This window comes from Stutzerimonas stutzeri (genome assembly GCF_009789555.1).
In the GTDB taxonomy this organism is placed as follows: domain Bacteria; phylum Pseudomonadota; class Gammaproteobacteria; order Pseudomonadales; family Pseudomonadaceae; genus Stutzerimonas; species Stutzerimonas stutzeri_R.
This window is the reverse complement of record NZ_CP046902.1, coordinates 3,815,561-3,837,748: the sequence shown is the minus strand read 5'-3', so window position 1 is coordinate 3,837,748 and position 22,188 is coordinate 3,815,561. Positions and strand designations below refer to the sequence as shown.

The 22,188-nt window shown below is 60.1% G+C and carries 22 protein-coding genes and 4 tRNA genes; 19 read left to right on the top strand and 7 right to left on the bottom strand.

From position 1 onward, the window contains the following. Window positions 1-35 precede the first annotated feature (35 nt). From GQA94_RS17625 to GQA94_RS17590, 8 genes are all read left to right on the top strand, one after another. Entirely contained in the window at window positions 36-1,256 is a 1,221-nt protein-coding gene (locus GQA94_RS17625; RefSeq protein WP_158189225.1) for a hypothetical protein, read from the top strand. Window positions 1,257-1,319: 63 nt separating this feature from the next. Beyond that, the gene (ltaE, locus tag GQA94_RS17620; protein ID WP_158189224.1) at window positions 1,320-2,324 is read left to right on the top strand and encodes a low-specificity L-threonine aldolase; all 1,005 of its coding nucleotides are present in this window, start codon (window positions 1,320-1,322) and stop codon (window positions 2,322-2,324) included. A 179-nt stretch (window positions 2,325-2,503) separates the two neighbouring features. Further along, entirely contained in the window at window positions 2,504-5,128 is a 2,625-nt protein-coding gene (alaS, locus tag GQA94_RS17615; RefSeq protein WP_158189223.1) for an alanine--tRNA ligase, read from the top strand. Window positions 5,129-5,266: 138 nt separating this feature from the next. Next, on the top strand, window positions 5,267-6,502 hold the full coding sequence (locus tag GQA94_RS17610; RefSeq protein WP_158189222.1) for an aspartate kinase: 1,236 nt from the start codon (window positions 5,267-5,269) through the stop codon (window positions 6,500-6,502). A 183-nt stretch (window positions 6,503-6,685) separates the two neighbouring features. Further along, a complete protein-coding gene (gene csrA, locus GQA94_RS17605; protein ID WP_003283978.1) occupies window positions 6,686-6,871 on the top strand; it encodes a carbon storage regulator CsrA in 186 nt (61 codons plus the stop codon). A 62-nt stretch (window positions 6,872-6,933) separates the two neighbouring features. Beyond that, window positions 6,934-7,024: transfer RNA gene (locus tag GQA94_RS17600), tRNA-Ser, on the top strand. A gap of 110 nt (window positions 7,025-7,134) precedes the next feature. Further along, window positions 7,135-7,211: transfer RNA gene (locus tag GQA94_RS17595), tRNA-Arg, on the top strand. Window positions 7,212-7,279: 68 nt separating this feature from the next. After that, window positions 7,280-7,356 (top strand) — tRNA-Arg (locus GQA94_RS17590). Between the two features lie 48 nt (window positions 7,357-7,404). On the opposite strand, the gene GQA94_RS17585 is transcribed toward GQA94_RS17590, so the two are convergent. After that, the gene (locus GQA94_RS17585) at window positions 7,405-7,896 is read right to left on the bottom strand and encodes a DUF4124 domain-containing protein (RefSeq protein WP_158189221.1); all 492 of its coding nucleotides are present in this window, start codon (window positions 7,894-7,896) and stop codon (window positions 7,405-7,407) included. Window positions 7,897-8,210: 314 nt separating this feature from the next. Between GQA94_RS17585 and mgtE the strand changes: the two genes are divergently transcribed. From mgtE to GQA94_RS17565, 4 genes are all read left to right on the top strand, one after another. Then, entirely contained in the window at window positions 8,211-9,659 is a 1,449-nt protein-coding gene (gene mgtE / locus GQA94_RS17580; RefSeq protein ID WP_158189220.1) for a magnesium transporter, read from the top strand. A gap of 137 nt (window positions 9,660-9,796) precedes the next feature. Continuing rightward, a complete protein-coding gene (locus GQA94_RS17575; protein ID WP_158189219.1) occupies window positions 9,797-10,045 on the top strand; it encodes an OadG family protein in 249 nt (82 codons plus the stop codon). 22 nt (window positions 10,046-10,067) lie between these two features. Further along, window positions 10,068-11,849, top strand: coding sequence for a sodium-extruding oxaloacetate decarboxylase subunit alpha (oadA, locus tag GQA94_RS17570; protein ID WP_158189218.1), 1,782 nt, complete (start codon window positions 10,068-10,070; stop codon window positions 11,847-11,849). 10 nt (window positions 11,850-11,859) lie between these two features. After that, window positions 11,860-12,996: a sodium ion-translocating decarboxylase subunit beta gene (locus GQA94_RS17565; RefSeq protein ID WP_158189217.1), complete on the top strand. Its 1,137-nt coding sequence runs from the start codon at window positions 11,860-11,862 to the stop codon at window positions 12,994-12,996. 217 nt (window positions 12,997-13,213) lie between these two features. On the opposite strand, the gene GQA94_RS17560 is transcribed toward GQA94_RS17565, so the two are convergent. Together GQA94_RS17560 and GQA94_RS17555 are read right to left on the bottom strand one after the other, a co-directional pair. Then, entirely contained in the window at window positions 13,214-13,540 is a 327-nt protein-coding gene (locus GQA94_RS17560; RefSeq protein ID WP_158189216.1) for an Arc family DNA-binding protein, read from the bottom strand. 216 nt (window positions 13,541-13,756) lie between these two features. Further along, window positions 13,757-13,939 carry a PA3371 family protein gene (locus GQA94_RS17555; RefSeq protein ID WP_158189215.1) on the bottom strand — a complete coding sequence of 61 codons (183 nt, stop codon included), beginning with the start codon at window positions 13,937-13,939 and terminating at the stop codon, window positions 13,757-13,759. A 526-nt stretch (window positions 13,940-14,465) separates the two neighbouring features. On the opposite strand from GQA94_RS17555, the gene GQA94_RS17550 reads away from it, so the two are divergent. After that, window positions 14,466-14,542, top strand: a tRNA-Arg gene (locus GQA94_RS17550). A gap of 132 nt (window positions 14,543-14,674) precedes the next feature. On the opposite strand, the gene GQA94_RS17545 is transcribed toward GQA94_RS17550, so the two are convergent. From GQA94_RS17545 to flgA, 4 genes are all read right to left on the bottom strand, one after another. Beyond that, the gene (locus tag GQA94_RS17545; RefSeq protein WP_158189214.1) at window positions 14,675-15,424 is read right to left on the bottom strand and encodes a flagellar brake protein; all 750 of its coding nucleotides are present in this window, start codon (window positions 15,422-15,424) and stop codon (window positions 14,675-14,677) included. A gap of 73 nt (window positions 15,425-15,497) precedes the next feature. Further along, on the bottom strand, window positions 15,498-15,968 hold the full coding sequence (locus GQA94_RS17540; protein WP_158189213.1) for a flagellar protein FlgN: 471 nt from the start codon (window positions 15,966-15,968) through the stop codon (window positions 15,498-15,500). A 47-nt stretch (window positions 15,969-16,015) separates the two neighbouring features. Further along, window positions 16,016-16,345 carry a flagellar biosynthesis anti-sigma factor FlgM gene (flgM, locus tag GQA94_RS17535; RefSeq protein ID WP_158189212.1) on the bottom strand — a complete coding sequence of 110 codons (330 nt, stop codon included), beginning with the start codon at window positions 16,343-16,345 and terminating at the stop codon, window positions 16,016-16,018. Window positions 16,346-16,451: 106 nt separating this feature from the next. Continuing rightward, window positions 16,452-17,204 (bottom strand): flagellar basal body P-ring formation chaperone FlgA, encoded by a 753-nt coding sequence (flgA, locus tag GQA94_RS17530; protein ID WP_199270061.1) that lies wholly within the window; start codon window positions 17,202-17,204, stop codon window positions 16,452-16,454. A gap of 81 nt (window positions 17,205-17,285) precedes the next feature. Between flgA and GQA94_RS17525 the strand changes: the two genes are divergently transcribed. The 6 genes from GQA94_RS17525 (at window position 17,286) to flgE (ending at window position 22,169) form a co-directional block, all read left to right on the top strand. Then, window positions 17,286-18,218: a chemotaxis protein CheV gene (locus GQA94_RS17525; protein ID WP_158190156.1), complete on the top strand. Its 933-nt coding sequence runs from the start codon at window positions 17,286-17,288 to the stop codon at window positions 18,216-18,218. A gap of 38 nt (window positions 18,219-18,256) precedes the next feature. Then, entirely contained in the window at window positions 18,257-19,081 is an 825-nt protein-coding gene (gene cheR / locus GQA94_RS17520) for a protein-glutamate O-methyltransferase CheR (protein WP_158189211.1), read from the top strand. Between the two features lie 205 nt (window positions 19,082-19,286). Next, entirely contained in the window at window positions 19,287-19,691 is a 405-nt protein-coding gene (gene flgB / locus GQA94_RS17515) for a flagellar basal body rod protein FlgB (RefSeq protein WP_158189210.1), read from the top strand. Window positions 19,692-19,705: 14 nt separating this feature from the next. After that, window positions 19,706-20,149, top strand: a complete 444-nt coding sequence (gene flgC, locus GQA94_RS17510; protein WP_158189209.1) for a flagellar basal body rod protein FlgC — start codon at window positions 19,706-19,708, stop codon at window positions 20,147-20,149. An 18-nt stretch (window positions 20,150-20,167) separates the two neighbouring features. Beyond that, the gene (gene flgD, locus GQA94_RS17505; RefSeq protein WP_158189208.1) at window positions 20,168-20,848 is read left to right on the top strand and encodes a flagellar hook assembly protein FlgD; all 681 of its coding nucleotides are present in this window, start codon (window positions 20,168-20,170) and stop codon (window positions 20,846-20,848) included. A gap of 31 nt (window positions 20,849-20,879) precedes the next feature. Next, the gene (flgE, locus tag GQA94_RS17500; protein ID WP_158189207.1) at window positions 20,880-22,169 is read left to right on the top strand and encodes a flagellar hook protein FlgE; all 1,290 of its coding nucleotides are present in this window, start codon (window positions 20,880-20,882) and stop codon (window positions 22,167-22,169) included. Window positions 22,170-22,188: the final 19 nt, after the last annotated feature.

Sequence of the window (22,188 nt, the reverse complement as noted above, 5' to 3'; positions counted from 1 at the left end):
CCGTCATAGCATTGCACTCAATCTGGAGCCGCTCGATGTCCCTCCGTCTACCGCTGTTAGCCGTTCTGCTGTTGTGCGTCGCTCAGGTGCATGCTGCCAGGCACGTCGATATGGATTTCAACGTCAGGTTCGTTCCCGAACAGGATATTGCGGAGGTCGAGCTGGTTGTCGAACAAGGCAGTGCCGTCAGGTATTTCGACTTCAATCTCGGTGACCAGGGGCTCTACAGCGATTTCAAGACCGATGCCGAGGGCGCGTGGCAGCAAGAGGGTGATCGCGGCGTCTGGCGCCCCGCCCCCGGCAAGGCTTGGCTGAGCTATCGCGTGAAGATCAGTCATCAGCGTAAAAGCGGACGCTTCGACGCGCGCATGACTGAGGACTGGGCGTTGCTTCGCGGTGATGACCTGGTGCCTGCCGGTCGCGTAAGCCAGCAGGATGGCGTCCGGCTGATTTCTCGTTTGAATATCGAGCTGCCTGACGGCTGGAAGAGCGTGGAGACAGGCTGGCTCCGGGTGGGCAAGAATCGGTTCCGCATCGATAACCCCGAGCGCCTGTTCGACCGTCCCACGGGTTGGATACTGGCTGGCAAGGTGGGCACCCGCCGAGCCCGGCTTGGTGAAACCGACGTAACGGTTGCCGGCCCCGTTGGCGAGGGGCTGCGGCGAATGGATATCCTGACCCTGCTGACGTTCGTCTGGCCGCAGGTGCAGAACGTCTTCCCACGCGATCCGAAGAAGCTATTGATCGTCGGCGCTGGCGACCCGATGTGGCGGGGCGGCCTGTCAGGTCCAAACTCCCTGTTCATGCACGCTGATCGCCCGCTTGTCAGCGAGAACGGCACCAGTTCGCTGGTGCACGAACTGGTCCACGTCTTCAGCCGCATCACCGATGCCGATCGCAGCGACTGGATCAGTGAAGGGCTGGCCGAATACTACGCCATCGAGTTGGTGCGCCGTGCCGGTGGCCTCAGTGAAGATCGCTACCAGCGCGTCCGTGAGCACCTGACCCAGTGGAGCCGCAAGGTCGACAGTCTGCGCACCGAGCGGTCCACCGGTCCGGTCACCGCCCGAGCAGTTTTGCTGTTGCAGGACCTCGACCGGGAAATCCGCCAGCGCAGCAAGAGCCGCCACTCGCTGGACGATGTCGCGCGCGGCCTGATGCGCCTCGACAAGGTCACCACCGATGATTTCGTAGACATTACCGAAACCCTGCTCGGAGGCGGCTCCAAGGTCCTGGATACCCGCCTGTTGCGCTAGAGCACGGGTATGGAACGGGCCGTGCGAGCGGTACGCTGAGCGCCACTCAAGCAAGGAATTTCCATGACTCTTATCGATCTTCGCAGCGATACGGTTACCCAGCCTACGGCGGGCATGCGCGATGCCATGCTGAATGCTCCTACCGGCGACGATGTGTACGGCGAAGATCCGACGGTCGGTCGGCTGGAACAAACGCTGGCGGCGCAATTGGGGCTGGCGGCGGGGTTGTTCGTGCCCAGCGGCACCATGAGTAACCTGTTGGCACTGATGTCGCATTGCGAGCGCGGCGACGAGTACATCGCCGGTCAGTTGTCGCATGCGTATAAATATGAGGCCGGTGGCGCCGCGGTGCTCGGCTCCATCCAGCCGCAGCCTATCGACATGCAAGCGGATGGTTCGCTGGATCTGGAGCGTGTCGCGGCTGCGATCAAACCGGACGATTTTCACTTCGCCCGTACGCGTCTGCTGGCGCTGGAGAACACCATGCAGGGCAAGGTCCTGCCGCTCGAATACCTGGCCGCGGCCAGGGCGTTCACCCGCGAGCGTGGTCTGGCGCTACACCTCGACGGCGCTCGGTTGTTCAATGCCGTGGTCAAGCTGGGTTGCACCGCTGAAGACATCAGTCGTCACTTCGACTCGGTATCGGTGTGCCTGTCCAAAGGTCTGGGCGCGCCGGTTGGCTCCGTGCTCTGCGGTGACGAGCCCTTCATTGCCAAGGCGAGGCGGTTGCGCAAGATGGTCGGTGGCGGGATGCGTCAGGCTGGCGTGCTGGCGGCGGCCGGGCTCTACGCCCTGGAACATCAGGTGCAGCGTCTGGCGCAGGATCATCAGCGCGCGCAGGCCATCGCTGAGGGGCTGGAGGCGTTGGGTTATGCGGTCGAGCCGGTGCAGACGAACATGGTCTACGTTCAGATGGACGATCGCGCCGGAGCGCTGAAGGCTTTTTGCGCCGAGCGCGGGATTATCCTTACCGCGGCGCCACGGCTTCGGATGGTGACGCATCTGGATGTGCTGCCCGAACATGTCGAGCCGATCCTTGAAACCTTCGCTGAGTTCGCCAGGACATGAACCCGAATCGCTGTCGAATAGCTTGATTCAATCGTATTTATCCTCTATGCGCGCGGCGTGGGCCCGATATAATGCGGCCCTTTGCCGGCTATCCGTTTGGATAGTTGCGAACCGGCGCCCGGTGCCGCCTCGCCGTGTCGTTTTGCAGCCGTTCGGCCGCTGTCTTCTGGAAGAAATCTATGAAAAGCGCAGAAATCCGTGAAGCCTTCCTCCGCTTCTTCGAAGAGAAGGGTCACACCCGTGTGGCCTCCAGTTCGCTGATCCCGGCGAACGACCCGACGCTGTTGTTCACCAATGCCGGCATGAACCAGTTCAAGGACTGCTTCCTGGGCCTGGAAAAGCGCGCTTATACCCGCGCCACGACCAGTCAGAAATGCGTCCGTGCCGGCGGCAAGCACAACGATCTGGAAAACGTCGGCTACACCGCGCGGCACCACACTTTCTTCGAGATGCTCGGCAACTTCAGCTTCGGCGACTATTTCAAGCGCGACGCCATCCACTATGCCTGGGAATTCCTGACGTCCGAAAAATGGCTGAACCTGCCCAAGGACAAGCTCTGGGTCACCGTCTACGCCACCGACGATGAGGCCTACGACCTCTGGACCAAGGAAGTGGGCGTGCCGGCCGAGCGCATGGTGCGCATCGGTGACAACAAGGGCGCGCCTTACGCCTCGGATAATTTCTGGGCAATGGGCGATACCGGTCCCTGCGGGCCGTGTACCGAAATCTTCTTCGATCACGGTGAGCATATCTGGGGCGGCCCGCCTGGCTCGCCGGAGGAAGACGGCGACCGCTACATCGAGATCTGGAACAACGTCTTCATGCAGTTCAACCGAACGGCCGACGGTGTCATGCATCCCTTGCCAGCGCCCAGCGTGGACACCGGCATGGGACTGGAACGTATCAGTGCCGTCCTGCAGCACGTGAACTCGAACTATGAGATCGACCTGTTCCAGAGCCTGCTCGATGCGTCCGCTCAGGCCATTGGCTGCAATAACGAAGGTCAAGCTTCGCTGAAGGTCGTTGCCGACCACATCCGGTCCTGCGGCTTCCTGATTGCCGACGGCGTGACGCCATCGAACGAGGGCCGCGGTTATGTGCTGCGGCGCATCATCCGTCGCGCCTGTCGCCACGGCAACAAGCTGGGCGCGAAAGGCAGCTTCTTCCACAGGATCGTCGCGGCGCTGGTCGCGGAAATGGGCGATGCGTTCAGCGAGTTGAAAACGCAGCAGGCGCATATCGAGCGCGTGCTCAAGACGGAAGAAGAGCAGTTCGCCAAGACGCTCGAGCAGGGCCTGAAGATTCTCGAGCAGGATCTGGCCGAGCTGAAAGGCGGCGTCATTCCCGGTGACGTGATCTTCAAGCTCTACGACACCTACGGCTTCCCCGTCGACCTCACGGGTGACATCGCGCGTGAGCGCGAGCTGACGCTGGATGAAGAGGGCTTCGAGCGCGAAATGGAGGCCCAGCGAGAGCGTGCGCGTTCGGCCAGCGCCTTCGGTATGGATTACAACAGCCTGGTCAAGGTCGAGGGCGAGACGCGCTTTACCGGCTACCTCGGCACCTCGGGCAGCGGCAAGGTGCTGGCGTTGTTCAAGGAGGGCATGGCGGTGCAGAGCCTGTCGGCTGGCGAGGAGGGCGTGGTCGTGCTCGACGAAACGCCGTTCTATGCCGAATCCGGCGGGCAGATCGGCGATTGCGGCTACCTGTCCTCGGAAGGGACGCGCTTCGACGTTCGCGACACCAGCAAGGCGGGCGGGGCGTTCCTGCACCACGGTATCCTCGACAGCGGCAGCCTGAAGGTGGGGGCGACGGTCGACGCCACCGTCGATGCTTCGGTTCGTCAGGCCACTGCGTTGAATCATTCGGCGACGCACCTGTTGCACGCGGCGTTGCGGCAGATTCTCGGTGAGCACGTCAGCCAGAAAGGTTCGCTGGTCGACAGTCAGCGGCTACGCTTCGATTTCAGTCACTTCGAGGCGATCAAGCCTGAGCAACTGAAAGCGCTGGAAGACAAGGTCAACGCCGAGATTCGCGGCAATTCGCCGGTGGAAATCGAGGAAACCGATATCGAGACCGCCAAGAGCAAAGGCGCCATGGCCTTGTTCGGTGAGAAATACGGTGACCAGGTACGGGTACTGACCATGGGCGGCGGCTTCTCGGTCGAGCTTTGTGGCGGTACTCACGTCAAGCGTACCGGTGATATCGGTCTGTTCAAGATCATCAGCGAAGGTGGCGTGGCGGCCGGGGTGCGTCGTATCGAGGCGGTTACCGGCGAACAGGCACTGGCCTATCTCAATGGCGCCGAGGAGCAATTGAAAGAAGCGGCAGCGTTGGTCAAGGGCAGTCGCGAAAACCTGCTGGACAAGCTGGGCGCGATGCTTGAGCGCAACCGCCAGCTGGAAAAGGAACTCGAGCAGCTCAAGGCCAAGGCCGCCAGTGCTACCGGCAACGATCTCGCAGGCTCCGCTGTCGATGTCAAGGGCGTGAAAACGCTGGCGGCTCGTGTAGATGGCCTCGATGGCAAGGCATTGCTGGCGCTGGTCGATCAGTTGAAGAACAAGCTCGGCAGTGGCGTGATCCTGCTCGGCGGCGTGCAGGACGATAAGGTCGTGCTGGTGGCCGGTGTGACGCAGGACCTCACCGCTCGCCTGAAGGCGGGTGACCTGATGAAGCAAGCCGCAGCGGCTGTTGGCGGCAAGGGCGGCGGTCGCCCGGACATGGCGCAAGGCGGCGGGAGCGATGCGGGCCGACTCGATGAGGCGCTGGCCCTGGCTCAGGCGTTTGTCGAGCAGGGCGCGTAACGAGTGCGGCAGCGGACCGTTCGGTGCAGGGCAGGCGCAGGCGTTTCGATGATCGATCGCGAGCCGGGCAGGCTGCGGTTCGTGGTGCTTGGGTAGTATGTTTAATGAGCGCCCATGACGGGCTTAGGCGGCTATGAAATGGCTTTGATCGTACAGAAGTTTGGAGGTACCTCGGTGGGCTCCGTCGAGCGCATCGAGCAGGTGGCGGCGAAGGTCAAGAAATTCCGGGACAAGGGCGACGATATCGTCGTCGTGGTTTCGGCCATGAGCGGTGAAACCAATCGTCTGATCGATCTGGCCAAACAGATCAGCGAGCAGCCCGTGGCGCGCGAGCTGGACGTCATGGTGTCGACCGGTGAGCAGGTCACCATCGCCCTGCTGGCCATGGCGCTGATCAAGATTGGCGTACCGGCGGTGTCCTACACCGGCAGCCAGGTTCGTATCCTGACCGACAGCGCTCATACCAAGGCGCGCATCCTCCAGATCGATTCGCAGCACATCCACAAGGAGCTCAAGGCCGGCCGTGTCGTTGTGGTGGCCGGATTCCAGGGTGTGGACGAAGACGGCAACATCACCACGCTCGGGCGTGGCGGCTCGGATACCACCGGTGTGGCACTGGCCGCTGCGCTGAAGGCGGACGAGTGCCAGATCTACACCGATGTCGACGGTGTCTACACGACCGATCCGCGCGTCGTGGCCAAGGCGCAGCGCCTCGACAAGATCACCTTCGAGGAAATGCTCGAGATGGCGAGCCTCGGTTCGAAGGTATTGCAGATCCGCGCCGTGGAGTTCGCCGGCAAATACAGCGTGCCGTTGCGCGTGTTGCACAGTTTTCAGGAGGGTCCTGGAACCCTCATTACCCTTGACGAAGAGGAATCCATGGAACAGCCCATCATTTCCGGCATCGCTTTCAATCGTGACGAAGCCAAGCTGACCATTCGTGGTGTGCCGGATACGCCCGGGGTGGCCTTCAAGATTCTCGGCCCGATCAGTGCCGCTAACGTCGAGGTCGACATGATCGTGCAGAACGTCGCGCACGATAACACCACTGATTTTACCTTCACGGTTCACCGGAACGACTACCATAACGCCTTGCAGGTACTCGAAAGCATCGCTCGAGACATGGGCGCTCGCGAGGTCATCGGTGACGTCGACATCGCCAAGGTATCGATCGTCGGCGTTGGCATGCGCTCGCACGCAGGTGTCGCCAGCCGAATGTTCGAAGCGCTGGCGAAGGAAAATATAAACATCCAGATGATCTCGACCTCTGAGATCAAGGTTTCGGTGGTGATCGAGGAGAAATACCTCGAGCTGGCGGTGCGGGCCCTGCACACCGCGTTCGAACTGGATGCGCCTGCCGGTAAGGGTGAGTGACCCGGCAGAATTGCGACTAATTCGCACCTTCCGTCGATTTCGGCGGGCTAAAAGGAACTTTAGAGTCGCTCTCACTGGTCAATAGCTGGTGAAAGGCTCTAGGGTCGATGTTTCACGGAACATTATCCGTTTTTATCTTTGCAGACTGTTTACTGAAATGAATCCGTTTTTAAGGAGAAAGGAATGCTGATTCTGACTCGCCGGGTCGGAGAGACCCTGATGGTGGGTGACGATGTGACTGTCACCGTGCTGGGTGTCAAAGGAAATCAAGTGCGTATAGGAGTGAATGCACCTAAGGAGGTAGCGGTGCATCGCGAGGAGATTTATCAGCGGATCCAGAAAGAAAAAGATCAAGAACCAAGCCATTAATATTTATGTGATTTTTGGCTTTGCAAGCGGGGCGAAGATGGGTATCATGCGCCCCGTGTTGCGGAGAGGTGGCCGAGTGGCCGAAGGCGCTCCCCTGCTAAGGGAGTACATCTCAAAAGGGTGTCGGGGGTTCGAATCCCCCCCTCTCCGCCATTTTGCATGGTTAGGTTGTGGGTCTGTTTTAGCGTTGAGTTTTAGTGAAAAATCATTGAATCAAAGCGCTTGACCAACACATTCACAAACTTATAATGCGCACCCTCAGTGCACTCATAGCTCAGCTGGATAGAGTACTCGGCTACGAACCGAGCGGTCGGAGGTTCGAATCCTCCTGAGTGCACCATTTAAACGAACGACAGAAATGTGGTTCGTAGCGGTAACCAGCGGTGATCTGGTTTAACAAGCGCCTTTGCACTCATAGCTCAGCTGGATAGAGTACTCGGCTACGAACCGAGCGGTCGGAGGTTCGAATCCTCCTGAGTGCACCAAATCGAAAAGGGCCTGCAGCGATGCAGGCCCTTTTTTCGTTCTACGGGTCAGCGCTTTCCCCGGACGCAGCCGTGTTCGTCGAAGCTGATGGTGCGCGTGTTGCCCTTGTCGCGCGTGTAGCGATACTGAACCTGTCCATCGCGAGTGGTGACGGTGTCTGGGGTGCCGAAGATGCTTTCGATGTCGTCGCGGCTCATGCCCGCCCGGATTTGCTGACTGATCATCGCATTGCGCCTGACGCTACCGGTGATGCGGTTGCCGCACCCATCGTCCGGTTCGCCCACGACGGTCAAGGGCTTGACGCTCGGTTCGCTGGAGCCCTGGCGTCGCGTGTCAGGCTTGGCCAGGGGAACGGCTTTGCCTGAACCTGGCGTCGGGTTGCGAACTTGCTGGACCCGGACGGCCTGATCCGCAGGGCAGCCTTGTCGGGTGAAGGTGAGATTGCCGTTTTCGTCCGTACAGCGGTAGACGTTTGCGGCGAGTAGCGAAGTGCTGGCAAGAAGCAGGGCGCAGCAGCCTGCAGCCAATGGTTTGCGCATGGTCGTCCTCCTTGACGATTGAAGACCAGCCTAACCAATAATTTATTGGGCCGCAGCCGTGCCTTCCCGCAACGTGAATGCGTCGACACTGATAGCACGCGGCCCTCTCGGGGGCAGAGGCGCAAGCGGTTGTATTGCCTGCATTTCATGGTCTGGCGTTAGGGTTGCGGTGTATTATCGCGCGGTCCGCCCCTTCGGGCTCCTGGATTCCTTTCATGGATTCGCCCAGTAGTCGTACAGAACTTTCGCTTGCCAATCACGTTTCGAATGATTGATCCCCTGGTGCGCTCCGACCGCTGGGGGTGGAGTGCGCCATGACCGAAGTAGAAGCAAAAAAGCCGCAAGAAAGCCTCCAGGATCGTCTGGCGCAAGTCGTCGAGCTGCTTCATCGCCACAAAATCGTCGAAGACCTGGCGCATCGTCAGAGCCAGGACGGACAGCATCAGGCTGTCGTCGAGAATCTGGTGCATCGCCAGAACCTCGTCGAGTTGCAGCGCAAACTGGAGGCGTTGCACCCGGCCGATATCGCTCACATTCTCGAAGCGTTGCCGCTCGATGATCGTCTGACGGTCTGGCAACTGGTCAAGTCGGACCGCGACGGTGACATCCTGCTCGAGGTTTCCGACGCCGTCCGCGAGACCCTGATCGCTGACATGGATGATCACGAACTGCTCGCGGCAGCCAAGGAAATGGACGCCGACGAGCTGGCGGATCTGGCCGCCGAGCTGCCCCGCGACGTCGTGCACGAGCTGATGGAAACCCTGGATGCACAACAGCGCGAGCGGGTGCGTTCAGCGCTGTCCTACGAGGAGGATCAGGTCGGTGCCTTGATGGACTTCGAGATGGTCACGATCCGCGAGGACGTGAGTCTCGAAGTGGTTCTGCGTTACCTGCGGCGCCTGAAAGAGTTGCCCGGACACACTGACAAACTCTTCGTCGTCGATTATGACGGGGTGCTCAAGGGCGTCCTGCCGATCAAGCGCTTGCTGGTCAATGATCCGGATCGGCAGGTGTCCGAGGTGATGGCCAGCGATCCGGTGACCTTTCATCCTGACGAAGACGCCTACGAGGCGGCTCAGGCATTCGAGCGCTACGACCTGGTATCCACGCCGGTGGTGGATAAAAGCGGCAAGCTCATCGGGCGTCTGACCATTGACGAAATGGTCGACCTGATCCGCGAGGAAAGCGAAAGCGAAGTGCTCAACATGGCGGGTCTGCGCGAAGAAGAAGATATCTTCGCGTCAGTCTGGAAGTCGCTGCGCAACCGTTGGGCCTGGCTGGCGGTCAATCTGATCACGGCATTCATAGCCTCTCGCGTCATCGGTCTTTTCGATGGCTCCATCGAGAAGCTGGTCGCGTTGGCCGCGTTGATGCCGATCGTCGCCGGTATCGGTGGTAATTCGGGTAATCAGACCATCACCATGATCGTTCGGGCGATGGCGCTGGACCAGATGGGCACGGGTAACAGCGCCCGCCTGCTGCGCAAGGAAGCAGGCGTCGGCATGCTGAATGGTCTGATATGGGGCGGAGTGATCGGCATCGTCGTCTATTGGCTGTACGGCAGCTGGTCGCTGGGTGTGGTGATGACCGCTGCGATGACCCTCAATCTGCTGCTGGCGGCCTTGATGGGCGTGCTTATCCCCGTGACGCTGGCGCGCATGGGGCGGGACCCGGCCCTGGGTTCCAGCGTCATGATCACCGCTGTGACCGACAGCGGCGGTTTCTTCATTTTTCTCGGGTTGGCGACTCTTTTTCTGCTCTAATCCCTTCCAACTGCGGCGACTTGGCGTTTGCCTTGCGCCTGTTATTCGGGCTACTGTTCGCGGGTTTCGCTCTGGCGAAGCCTCGAACCCGAAGCGAATAACAGGCGGCCCGAGCCGCTGATTGAAAGGGAAACCCGATGACCCCCAGCGAACTCCTGCTCGAAGGTGTGGAACTTATGCTGTTCGGCCTAGGTTCTGTCTTCATCTTCCTTGTTTTGTTGATTGTCTGCATTCGCCTGATGTCTTCCGTGATCGGCCGCTTCGACACCGCGCCGACAGCCCAGCCGGTCCCCGCCAGGTCGGCCGTGGCCGCGCCCGAGGTGGACGCCGACCTTCTCGCAGCCATCCAGGCCGCCATTCATCAGCACCGCGCACGTCGCGGTTGATTCAGAACTGGGAGTTTCCCTCATGACTTCTGTCAAACAGCCGCTCGGCATCACCGACGTGGTGCTACGTGATGCCCACCAATCCATTCTCGCGACCCGCGTTCGCCTTGAAGACATGCTGCCGATTGCCGGCAAGCTCGACCAGGTGGGCTTCTGGTCGGTCGAGTCCTGGGGCGGCGCAACCTTCGATGCCTGCATCCGCTATCTCGGCGAAGACCCCTGGGAGCGCATCCGGGAACTGAAAAAGGCGATGCCCAATACCCGTCAGCAGATGCTGCTGCGGGGTCAGAACCTCCTGGGCTATCGGCATTATGCCGACGACGTGGTGGAGAAGTTCGTCGAGCGGGCGGCGGTCAACGGGGTCGATGTGTTCCGCGTGTTCGACGCAATGAACGATCCGCGTAACCTGGCAACCGCGCTGCGAGCCGTCAAGCAGCAAGGCAAGCATGCCCAGGGCACCATTTCCTATACCACCAGCCCGGTCCATACGTTGCAGATGTGGGTCGATCTGGCCAAGCAGATCGAAGACATGGGGGCCGACTCGGTCGCCATCAAGGACATGGCCGGTATCCTCACGCCTTATACGGCGTTCGAGTTGGTGTCGCGCTTGAAGGCGAGCCTGTCCATTCCAATCCATATGCAGTGCCACGCGACGGCCGGCCTGTCGACCGCCGCGATTCTCAAAGCCGTCGAGGCCGGCATCGATAACGTCGATACCGCCATTTCTTCGCTCTCGATGACTTACGGGCATTCGCCGACCGAGTCGGTGGTGGCGATCTTCCAGGGCACCGAGCGCGACACGGGCCTGGATCTGGAGTTGTTGGAAGAGATCGCGGCGTACTTCCGCGAGGTACGCAAGAAGTACGCAAAATTCGAGGGAACGCTCAAGGGCGTCGACTCGCGCATTCTCGTGGCTCAGGTGCCGGGTGGCATGCTGACCAACATGGAAGGGCAGTTGAAGGAACAGGGCGCCCTCGACAAGTTCGACCAGGTGCTGGCGGAAATCCCCCGCGTGCGCGAGGACCTCGGCTTCATCCCGCTGGTGACTCCGACCTCTCAGATCGTCGGCACCCAGGCGGTCATCAACGTGCTCACCGGCGAACGTTACAAATCCATCACCAAGGAAACCGCCGGAATCCTGAAGGGCGAGTATGGTGCCGCACCTGCACCCTTCAATGCCGAATTGCAACAGCGCGTGCTCGATGGGGCCGAGGTGATCACCTGTCGGCCTGCCGACCTGCTGCAGCCGGAGATGGACAAGCTGACCACTGAACTCAGAGGTCTGGCGCAGGAGAAAGGCATCAAGCTGGCCAGCGACGAGATCGACGACGTCCTGACCTATGCATTGTTTCCGCAGATCGGCCTGAAGTTCCTCGAAAACCGTGGCAACGCCGGCGCCTTCGAGCCGATGCCGACGGGCAAGGAGCAGGCGCCTCGCGAGCCAGGCGGTGCCGAAGTCTACACCGTCGAGGTCAATGGCAAGTCCTTCGTGGTCCAGGTCAATGAAGGTGGCGATATCGCGGGCCTCAAGCCGATCGGCGGCGCACCAGGCGCAGCGCCTGCCGAGGCTCACGCACCGGCCGCCGGCTCTGGTGAGCCGCAGCCTGCGCCCCTGGCTGGCAACATCTTCAAAGTACTGGTGCAGCCCGGTCAGTCGGTTCAGGAAGGCGATCTTGTGATCATCCTCGAAGCCATGAAGATGGAAACCGAAATCCGTGCATTCAAGGCCGGCACCGTCTCCGGTGTGAACGTCAAGGTCGGCGACGCGGTGTCGGTGGGCGACAGCCTGCTGACCATCGCTTAAGGAGTGTCGCATGGATAAGTTGCTCAAGCTGTGGCAAAGCACCGGCTTGTATCACCTGGAGCCCGGTCAGTTGTTGATGATCGTGGTGTGCCTGGGGTTGATCTATCTGGCGATTCGCAAGGGATTCGAACCCCTGCTGTTGATCCCCATCGGTTTTGGTGGCCTGCTCGCCAACATTCCGGTCGCCAACATGGGCGAAGGGGCCGGCATCCTCCATCTGTTCTACGAAGTTGGCCTGCCGACCAGCGTATTCCCGTTGCTGATCTTCATGGGTGTGGGTGCCATGACGGACTTCGGTCCGATGCTGGCCAACCCCAAGACACTGTTACTGGGCGCGGCGGCGCAGTTCGGCATCTTCGCTACATTGCTCGGCGCCCTGGCCCTGGCGGCGGTGGGCATGCCGGGTATGGAGTTCACCCTGCGCGAAGCGGCTTCGATCGCCATCATCGGGGGCGCCGACGGCCCGACGTCGATCTTCGTCACCGCGAAGCTCGCGCCGCATCTGCTGGGGCCGATCGCCGTCGCGGCTTACTCGTACATGGCGCTTGTTCCGTTGATCCAGCCACCCATCATGCGCGCGCTGACGACAAAGGAAGAGCGCGCCATCGTCATGACGCAGTTGCGCCACGTCGGTCAGGCGGAAAAGATAGTCTTTCCGCTCATGCTGGCATTGCTGGTGGGCTTGTTGTTGCCTGACGCTGCTCCGCTGGTGGGCATGTTTGCCTTTGGCAACCTGTTGCGTGAGTGCGGCGTGGTCGATCGCCTGGCCGATACCTCTCGCAATGCGCTGATCAACATCGTGACGATCGCCTTGGGGCTGACGGTGGGCTCCAAGCTGTCCGCTGAGGCCTTCCTGCAGCTGAAAACGCTTGGGATCCTTCTGCTGGGAATGGTCGCGTTCTGCGGCGGTACCGCTGCCGGTGTATTGATGGCCAAGGTGATGAACATGTTCAGCGCCAACAAGATCAATCCGCTGATTGGCTCGGCTGGCGTATCGGCGGTGCCGATGGCCGCGCGGGTGTCGAACAAGGTCGGCCTGGAGGCGAATCCGCAGAACTTCCTGCTGATGCACGCGATGGGGCCGAACGTAGCGGGGGTGATTGGCTCGGCGGTCGCTGCGGGGATACTGCTGAGTTTCGTGGGCTAGATCAGTCGAGGCGAGACACGCTTCGCTGATTGTCACTGACGACCAATGCCTGTATCGATGAGATACAGGCATTTTTTTGCATTGGAGAACACACCGGGCAGCCGGTCCCGCTTGCAACGTGCATGGCGCGCTGGAGCCGCCTGGGACAACGCCGGCAAACGACAAACGCCCCGACAGTGTCGAGGCGTTGGATCGGAGCGCAGGCTGCCGTCGAGGGTCAGTCTTCGTCTTTTGCCGCTTCGGTATCTTGAGCGATCAAGGCGATCAGCGCGTTCTGCTGGCGATGGGCGAGCTGGCGAAAGCGCTGGAGCAGTTCGCGCTCGTGAAGCGTCAGTTCGGGGCTGTCCAGGCGCATCGTCGAGTCGTCATCGAGCGCGCCTTCCTGAAGAAGGCTTTGCTCCAGACGGGCGATGATCTCCGAGTTCATGCTGCGATGATGATTGCGCGCAACCTCGGCGATACGCTCACGCATTCCGTCTGGTAGCCGAACCACGAATTTGTCAGCCGTGCGGCTGGAGTAAACTGCCTGCTTCATTGGGCGCATAGTAAACCGGTTAGTCAGGTGGGCGATGGTGGCTTATTGCCGTTCTAGTCACCGGTCTGACACCAAACAGCACAGGCTGTTCCGCGACCCGAAAAAAAGATACTAGACGGCTTAATGACGTCAATTATACGACGACATGAAGAGGAGTAAAGGTCCAGGTGGTGGCAAATCGCCTTTACTGTGATCTAGCGCTGATCTTCTGCCCGGAAAGGTCCGCTATCTGAGTATCGGATCGAACTTGATTCGCCGCCCAAGCACCAGGCATATCACGAACAGCGTGCCGAACAGCAGCGCGCCCGCGGCGGCGACGGTACTCCAGATTTCAGGAAGGTTGGCGCCGATGCTCAGGCCACCACACGCAACGCTCAGCACCAGGAACACACAAGCGTAAATAGACATTTTGTACCTCCGATAGAACCCATGGGCGCACGTGGGGGTCTTTAAAAGACCCAGCGCTGAGGCTGTGTGGGTTTGCTGACTGTGTTACTGATGGTCTGCGCCGAAGTTGAGGGTCTTGGCACGGTCACGGTGTGAGGCTGTTTCGATACCGCAGGTGAATGATCCACGGCCGGCGTCATACCCTGTAGCTGGATCGAGGCAACGGCGGCGAGGACCGCAGTGCTGAACAAGTAGGCTGGGCGTAGCATCGGCGTCTCCTTCGCATGGGATGGTCAGGAGACTTAAGCATTCGGCGTGCCAGTATTTCGATTAAAAAAACCTATATATTTCAATGGCTTATGTTGCGTCCCCGTAAGTGGGTCATGCGCTTTGCATGATGCTGCAAAACGAGGCCGTGCAGATTGCAATGCGGGCTTTGCGGGTCGCAAGTTCACAGGTCGTGGCGCGCATTCGTCGCAATTGGGGTGGAGGGTGCGGCGGGCATGACAAATGGGTCAGGTCTCGCTAACATGCTGCCGCCTCATGCGTCCCAGTAGCTCAATTGGATAGAGCATCCCCCTCCTAAGGGGAAGGTTGTGAGTTCGAACCTCGCCTGGGACGCCAGTTTCCGAATGCCCCGCGTCCCGCACCAGACGCCACCGGGCGTGAAGGGCGCGCAACGCAGCGCTACCCGGCCGGTGTGGCGTTGGGCTTGCTGATGCTCGATACGAGGGCCGTCCTGATGCAGCGTGGGTCTCAGCTGAAGCGATCGTTTGCCTGATCCCGTCGTGCTTCGCGCTGAAGCTGATAGACGAACCGTTCGATCTGCCGCTGCGTCAGCCCACTGACGCGATGGAAACGCATCCCGCAGAACGTCATATCGAGCTTTTCATCGAAGATCACATGGCGCAGCTCGGCTGCGGTCGTGATGGTGCCGAAGGGAAGTTTGGCGCAGAGTTGTTCATAGACTTGGCCCGCTTGCAGGCCGCTTTGCACGTTGCCTGGGAAGCTCAATTTGCAGCCAGTGGCGGACATGTCCAGTACTTTGCCGGCCAGCGGCCGCTTGATCGACCTGCCGCTCAGCTCGACCGCAATAGGTTGCCCACTCAGCGGGGCGCGATAGGCGTTGCGCCGTTGATGGTAAAGGATCTGCACGGGGAGGGCGGCCCAGTAGCAGGGAGCGCCCGCCAGCTCGCTGGGGTGTACAGGGTGATCGTTGTCCCAGGCGATGCGCACGCCCTCGTAGGAGCCCTCGATCTGGAAGGGTTCTCCCGAGGCCATCATGCGCTCGCCGTCGCTGGGTATCAGCTCGTCCAGCGCAATCCAGCCCTTTTCGCGATTTATCTCGACCAGATAGGTCTGGTATCGCTGGTTACGTTCGGCGAAACGGACCAGCAGGGGCGTGTGGCTGTCCAGCAGGAGTCGCAGGTTCGCATGGACCTCAACGGCGGTTTTCAGTAGTTGAGGTGGCTGGGGACCTTCATTGTCGGCGAAGGGATTGGACACTTAGCTCTGCTCTCCGGCATTTAACAACGTCCGTGCCATGATAGCACTTTGCCTTGACGTGGCTGTGTCTGTTTCAGGCCTGGCTCAGCGGGCGATGGTTCGCGCTTCTGGCGGCGGCGCCCCGACGGTCGTAGAGATCAGGCGTCTGATTGCCGCCCTGCAAGACCTGCAACATGCTTCCGACGACGTGCTGATTGGCGCGGATCATCTTGCCGTTGCGCTCGTTGGCGGTTCGGCAGGCGTCAAGCAGGTCGTCGAGTTGCTGTGCCTGGTCGAGAATTTCGCTGGCCAATGGCGATCCTGCGGCGAAGGCGGACAGGCCGGACCTGTCGGCTCTGAGCCCCGCCCCGGCGAGCGCCCGGCTGCGCAGCGTGCCATGTTGGCTGAGCAGCGCTAGCTGCGCCTGCTTCTGCGTAAGCAGTTGTTCCAGTTTTGCAAGGTCACGTTCGGCCAGTGCCTGGTATTCGGCATTGGTCAACTCAAGAAGCGTCCGGGCGGAGCCGATATCGTCAACGAGCTGCTGGAGCAATTCTGTATCTTGCATGGTGACCTCTAACGCGATGACGCCTGGCTACGCCGGCTGCCGAGGGTTCAACGCTGGCTTTCGAACGTTAGCAGCTTCGACGCTACTCGCTGGTTGTCGACCTGATAGCTGCCATCGGCAATGGCCTGCTTGATCCGAGCGACACGTGCCTCATCCACCTCGGGCTGCTGACCCAGCTTTTCCGTGGTTTGCTGAAGACGCTGCGCTTCCGGGCTCAGCTGAACGCTCTCACCGGACACCGATGCGTTGCTGGTGCGCTTCACTTCATCAGCGGGCACCTGCTGGGGGGCCGGGCGCTCGGTGTTCTGGACACCGTTACTGCGTCCACCGCTGGGTGGATTGACGGCACTGTTGGGCCGATTGAAATCGATAGCCATGATCGAAACCTCGAATAAGTCAGGACGCTTGCCTGCTTTTCGGCAACGCTGCACAAAACTTTAGCTTTTTTTGACGGTTGAATGTGGCAAGGAGTGAAATCCTTGCCTACATAGCGACTTCCACCTGCCCAGGCCCGACGACGCGTGCCTTGATCGTTCGCCCGGAACGCAGGTTCCGGACCCGGATCTGACTATTGAGTGCGCCGTCTGACAGGGCTTCGCCCGGCATTCTCACATTTATCGTCGAATTGTTCGCGCTGATTATGACCTGGTCGCCCTTGCGCACGATCTCGGCGGCAGACACATAACCAGGGGCGAGCACCTGATCGGGGAGGGCGCTGCGGGTGACCTTGTTGCCCACCACCTGATCGAACGCGGTCAGATAGCCCTGGGTCAGCAGGCTGACGTCGCGCTCGGCCAGGGTGACATCATCTATCTGGACAATGCTTTCACGCGCAAGCGGACGCCGTGCGACAACCACCGCGCGATACAGGTGGACCTGGGCGGGAACGAAAACGGACCAGGGCGAAGCACCTTCACAACTGACCCGTACGGTCGCGCGACCAACCGGTTGGGCGGGGCTTTCCAGTTTCGTGGTCAAGGGACGATTGCAGTGCGCCAGACGCAGCCGTGGATCGAGTCTGTTGATCTCGATTTCGTGGCGCGCCTGAATTTGGCTACGCTGCAAATAGTCGGTCACTTCACGCTCAAGAAAACTGCGGGTCGCGTCGATAAGCTGTTCAGGCCGTGTCACGCTTGCCGAATCAGCAAACGGGCTCAGCCCGCATAGCACCGTTAACAGGATTGCGTGGCACAGCGTGCTGCAAGGACGCCGGAAAAAAGTCATGTGTTCGCTCATGGCATGTCACAAGCAAGTGACGTGCCGAATCGGAGCGATGTGGCATCTGAACGCCCATTTCGCAAGCAAGAGGAAACTGGCATGGCCGGTGTATTGGATTCGGTTAACCAGCGCACTCAGCTGGTCGGGCAGAATCGTCTGGAGTTGCTGTTATTCCGGCTCGATGACAAACAGCTTTATGGCATCAATGTGTTCAAGGTCAAAGAGGTGTTGCAATGCCCTCGGCTGACCGTCATGCCTCGGTCCAGCCCGGTTGTTCGCGGCGTTGCGAACATACGCGGCAGCACGCTTTCGATCCTTGATCTGTCTCTGGCTACCGGAAAGCCGGCGCTGCAGGATCTGTCTAACAGTTTTGCCATCATTGTCGAATACAACACCAAGGTGCTGGGGTTTCTCGTGCGCTCGGTGGAGCGGATCGTCAACATGAACTGGGAGGCGATCCTGCCGCCACCCAAGGGTGTCGGACACGACCATTATCTGACGGCTGTAACCCATGTGGATGGTCAGATGGTCGAGATCATCGACGTCGAAAAGGTGCTGGCCGAAGTCGCGCCGGTGTCCGAGCTGCTTTCGGTCCGCATCTCGGACGAAGCAACCAGCAGTAAAGCGTCGTCCAGTCGGGTGCTTATCGTCGATGATTCCTCCGTTGCGCGAAAGCAGATTATTCGTTGTCTACAGAACCTGGGAATCGAGGTGGTCGCGCAGAACGATGGCCGCCAGGCGCTGACCTACTTGCGAAAGCTGGTGGCCGAAGGCAAGAAACCCTCCGACGAGTTCGTGATGATGATTTCCGACATCGAGATGCCAGAGATGGATGGATATACCCTGACCACCGAGGTCCGTCAGGACCCTGCCATGCGCGACCTGCACGTTCTGCTGCATACTTCGCTTTCAGGCGTGTTCAACCAGGGAATGGTCAAGCGGGTCGGCGCCGATGATTTTCTCGCCAAGTTCCAGGCGGACGATCTGGCCAACCGAGTGATAGAACGAATCCGGGCAACGGATGGAAATTGAGGCGTGGTCCTCTCCAATAAGACTGGTGGGCATTATTAGTGTCAGGTGATCCGGATTTTGATCAGTTCCGAATATTCCTCGAGAAGACCTGCGGCATCCTGCTAGGCGGCAACAAGCAGTATCTGGTGTCCAGCCGGCTGAACAAGCTGATGGAGCAGCAGGGGCTCAAGAGCCTTGGCGATTTGGTCAGGAAGATCCAGGCCCAGCCGCGCAGTGGCCTGCGTGAGCAGGTCGTGGATGCGATGACGACCAACGAGACGCTGTGGTTTCGCGACAGTTATCCGTTCGAGGTGCTCAGGACACGCATTCTGCCGGAGCTGCTCAAAAACGCGCCGGGGCAACGCTTGCGTATCTGGTCGGCAGCCTGTTCTTCGGGCCAGGAGCCTTACTCGCTATCGATGACAGTCGATGAGTACGAACGCAGCAGCCCTGGCCAGCCGAAAACTGCGGTGCAGATCGTGGCGACCGAGTTGTCCGGGACGATGCTGGCGGCTTCCAAGGCGGCCGAGTACGACAGCCTCGCCATTGCGCGCGGCCTGTCCGGCGAGCGCCTGCAACGCTACTTCGATGTCAAGACGCCCGGGCGCTGGGTGGTCAAGCCGGCCATTCGAAGCCGCGTCGAGTTCCGCGTCCAGAACTTGCTCGACAGCTACGCAGTGCTTGGAAAATTCGATGTGGTGTTCTGCCGCAACGTCCTGATCTATTTCTCGGCCGACGTGAAAAAGGACATCCTCAAGCGCATCCATGCCACCCTCAAGCCAGGCGGTTACCTGTTTCTGGGCGCTTCCGAGGCGTTGAACGGCCTTCCCGAGCTGTACCAGATGATCCAGTGCAGCCCAGGCATCATCTATAAAGCCAAATAACGCGTCCAGGCGCGCATGCGGTAGCGGCAGAAATCTGTCGCTCAGGCGAGAATAAGCGGCAACAGGCTGGAAAAGCCTTGCCGCTTTTGACACTTGCCACTTGGTTGTCCTTTAGAAAGTCCTTATTAATCAACGACTTATGTAACTGGCACGGCCTTTGCTCATAGTTTGCCAAGCAGACTTGTATCCGGCAGAGGGCCAGATCATGAGCATCAGTTTCGATAAGGCACTGGGTATCCACGAGAAAGCGCTCGGGTTTCGCGCCCAGCGTGCCGAGGTGTTGGCCAACAACATCGCCAACGCCGATACGCCTAACTACAAGGCGCGTGATCTGGAGTTCGGTGCCGTTCTCGCGGCCCAGAAGGGCCAGCCCGAGGACGGGTTCGGCGTTGCGGTCACCAGTAGCAAGCACATTGCCGTCCAAGGCATGGAAATCGCCGACCCGGGATTGCGCTTCCGCACGCCCGCGCATGCATCGCTGGACCAGAACACGGTCGATGCGCAGGTCGAACAAGCCGCCTATGCCGAAAACGCCATCGATTTCCAGGCAAGCTTCACCTTGCTCAACAGTAAGTTCAGGGGGCTCATGAGCGCCCTGCGCGGCGAATAAAAGGAGCGCAACTCATGTCTCTTAGCAGCGTATTCAACATTGCCGGCAGCGGCATGAGTGCCCAGAGCACTCGCCTGAACACCATCTCGAGCAATATCGCCAACGCCGAGACGGTCTCTTCCAGCGTCGATCAGACCTACCGTGCGCGTCATCCGGTTTTCGCCACTGTTCTGCAGCAGGCCAATGGCACGCCGAACTCATCCCTGTTCGCCGAGCAGGACCAGGCCGGCGCGGGCGTTCAGGTGCTTGGCGTGGTGGAGGATCAGAGTGAGCTTCAGGCCCGCTACGAGCCCAATCACCCGGCTGCCAATGCCGAAGGCTACGTCTATTACCCGAACGTCAACGTGGTGGAGGAGATGGCTGACATGATCTCGGCCAGCCGCTCGTTCCAGACCAACGCCGAGCTGATGAACACGGCCAAGACCATGTTGCAGAAAGTATTGACCCTGGGCCAGTAACCCTTACGAGAGATTGCCATGAGCACAACAGGCGGCGTCGGCGGTACCGGTTCGGTACTCGACCAATATCAGGTTCGGGATCGGGAAGTAAAAAGCAACGATCTCGGCAAGAACGAGTTCCTCGAGTTGCTGGTGACTCAATTGAACAACCAGAACCCGCTGGAGCCCCAGGAAAACGGCGAATTCATTGCCCAGCTGGCCCAGTTCAGCACGGTCGAGGGGGTCGAGAAGCTGAACTCGAGCATGGAAACCATCCTGTCGGGGTATCAGTCGTCCCAGGCGTTGCAGGCGTCGTCGCTGGTCGGTCGCAAGGTGATCGTGCCGACGGACAAGGCCGTGGTCGACACCAGCGAGACGTTCAAGGCCAGCCTGGTACTGCCCACCTCGAGCAGTAACGTCGCGGTCAATGTCTACGACAGCGCTGGCACTGTGGTGAACCGAATCAACATGGGCCCGCAGGAAGCCGGCAACGTTTCGTTCATGTGGGACGGCAAGGACTCGAGCGGCAAGACCCTGCCGCCGGGAACCTACCGATTCGAAGCACAAGCCACCTACCAAGGCGAGACCAAGGGTCTGTATACCCTGCTGCCCGCCAACGTAGACAGCGTCACGCTCGGACAGAACGGCGGGGAGCTGATGCTCAACCTGGCCGGCATCGGCAGCATCGGGCTGTCACAGGTCCAGGTCATCGGTCAGTAACTACCGGCGCGTCCGGTAACAGGAGCAATTGATGTCGTTCAATATCGGCCTCAGCGGCATGCGTGCCGCCAGCAAAGACCTCAACGTAACAGGTAACAACATCGCCAACGCGGGCACCGCAGGCTTCAAGCAGTCGCGTGCGGAATTCGCCGATGTCTATGCTTCCTCTGTGCTGGGTACGGGCAAGAACCCCCAGGGCAGTGGTGTCCTGCTGGCCAACGTGTCGCAGCAGTTCAACCAGGGCAACATCAACTACACGCAAAACGCGCTCGACCTGGCGATCAATGGCAACGGCTTCTTCCAGGTCAGCAACAATGGTGCCTTGAGCTATACCCGTGCCGGTTATTTCGGCACGGACAAGGAAGGTAACCTGGTCGACAACTTCGGCTATAACCTTCAGGGATATTCCGTCGATGGCAACGGCAATATCCAGACCGGTCAGGTCAGCAATCTGAAGATCCAGACCGCCAGTCAGGAGCCGAGGGCGACGACCAGCGTCACGCAGGGATTCAACCTCAATTCGACCAACACGCAGCCGGTCAATACACCGTTCGATCCTGCCGATCCGCTGAGCTATAACTCGTCGACATCTACCAACATCTATGACGAGCAGGGTAACGCCCACGTCATGACCCAGTACTTCGTGAAGTCGCCCACTTCCAACACCTGGCAGATGAACGTCCTCATCGACGGCCGGAATCCGCAGACACCTACGGACCCTGTGAACGGCACCTCGCCAAGCTCGATCACGCTCGAGTTCAGCCCATCGGGAAGTCTGCTGACGCCCGCCGGCGGCAGCATGGCGATTGCCGGCTGGCAGCCTGCGATGCAGAACAGCGACGGTACCTGGTCGCTGAACAATGCAGCGCCGGCAGGTGGCTTGAACATGACGCTCGACATGCGCGGCTCGACCCAGTACGCCAGCGCGTTCGCAGTCAATAGCGTCAGCCAGGACGGCTACACCACTGGCGAGCTGGCAGGTCTTGAGATCAGCGAGACCGGTGAAATCTTCGCTCGCTACACCAACGGCCAGTCCAAGGTGCAGGGCCAGATCATCCTGGCCAATTTCGCCAACGTCCAGGGCTTGACGCCGGTCGGCAAGACCCAATGGGTGCAGTCCTTCGACTCGGGCGAGCCGGTGCGTAACCCACCGGGCAGCGGCACGCTGGGTTCGTTGCAGGCCGGCGCGCTCGAGGATTCCAACGTCGAGCTGTCGGACCAGTTGGTCAATCTGATCGTGGCGCAGCGTAACTACCAGGCCAACGCAAAGACCATCGAAACCGAAAGCGCGATCACCCAGACGATCATCAATCTGCGTTGATCGCGGCGGCACCGCCGAC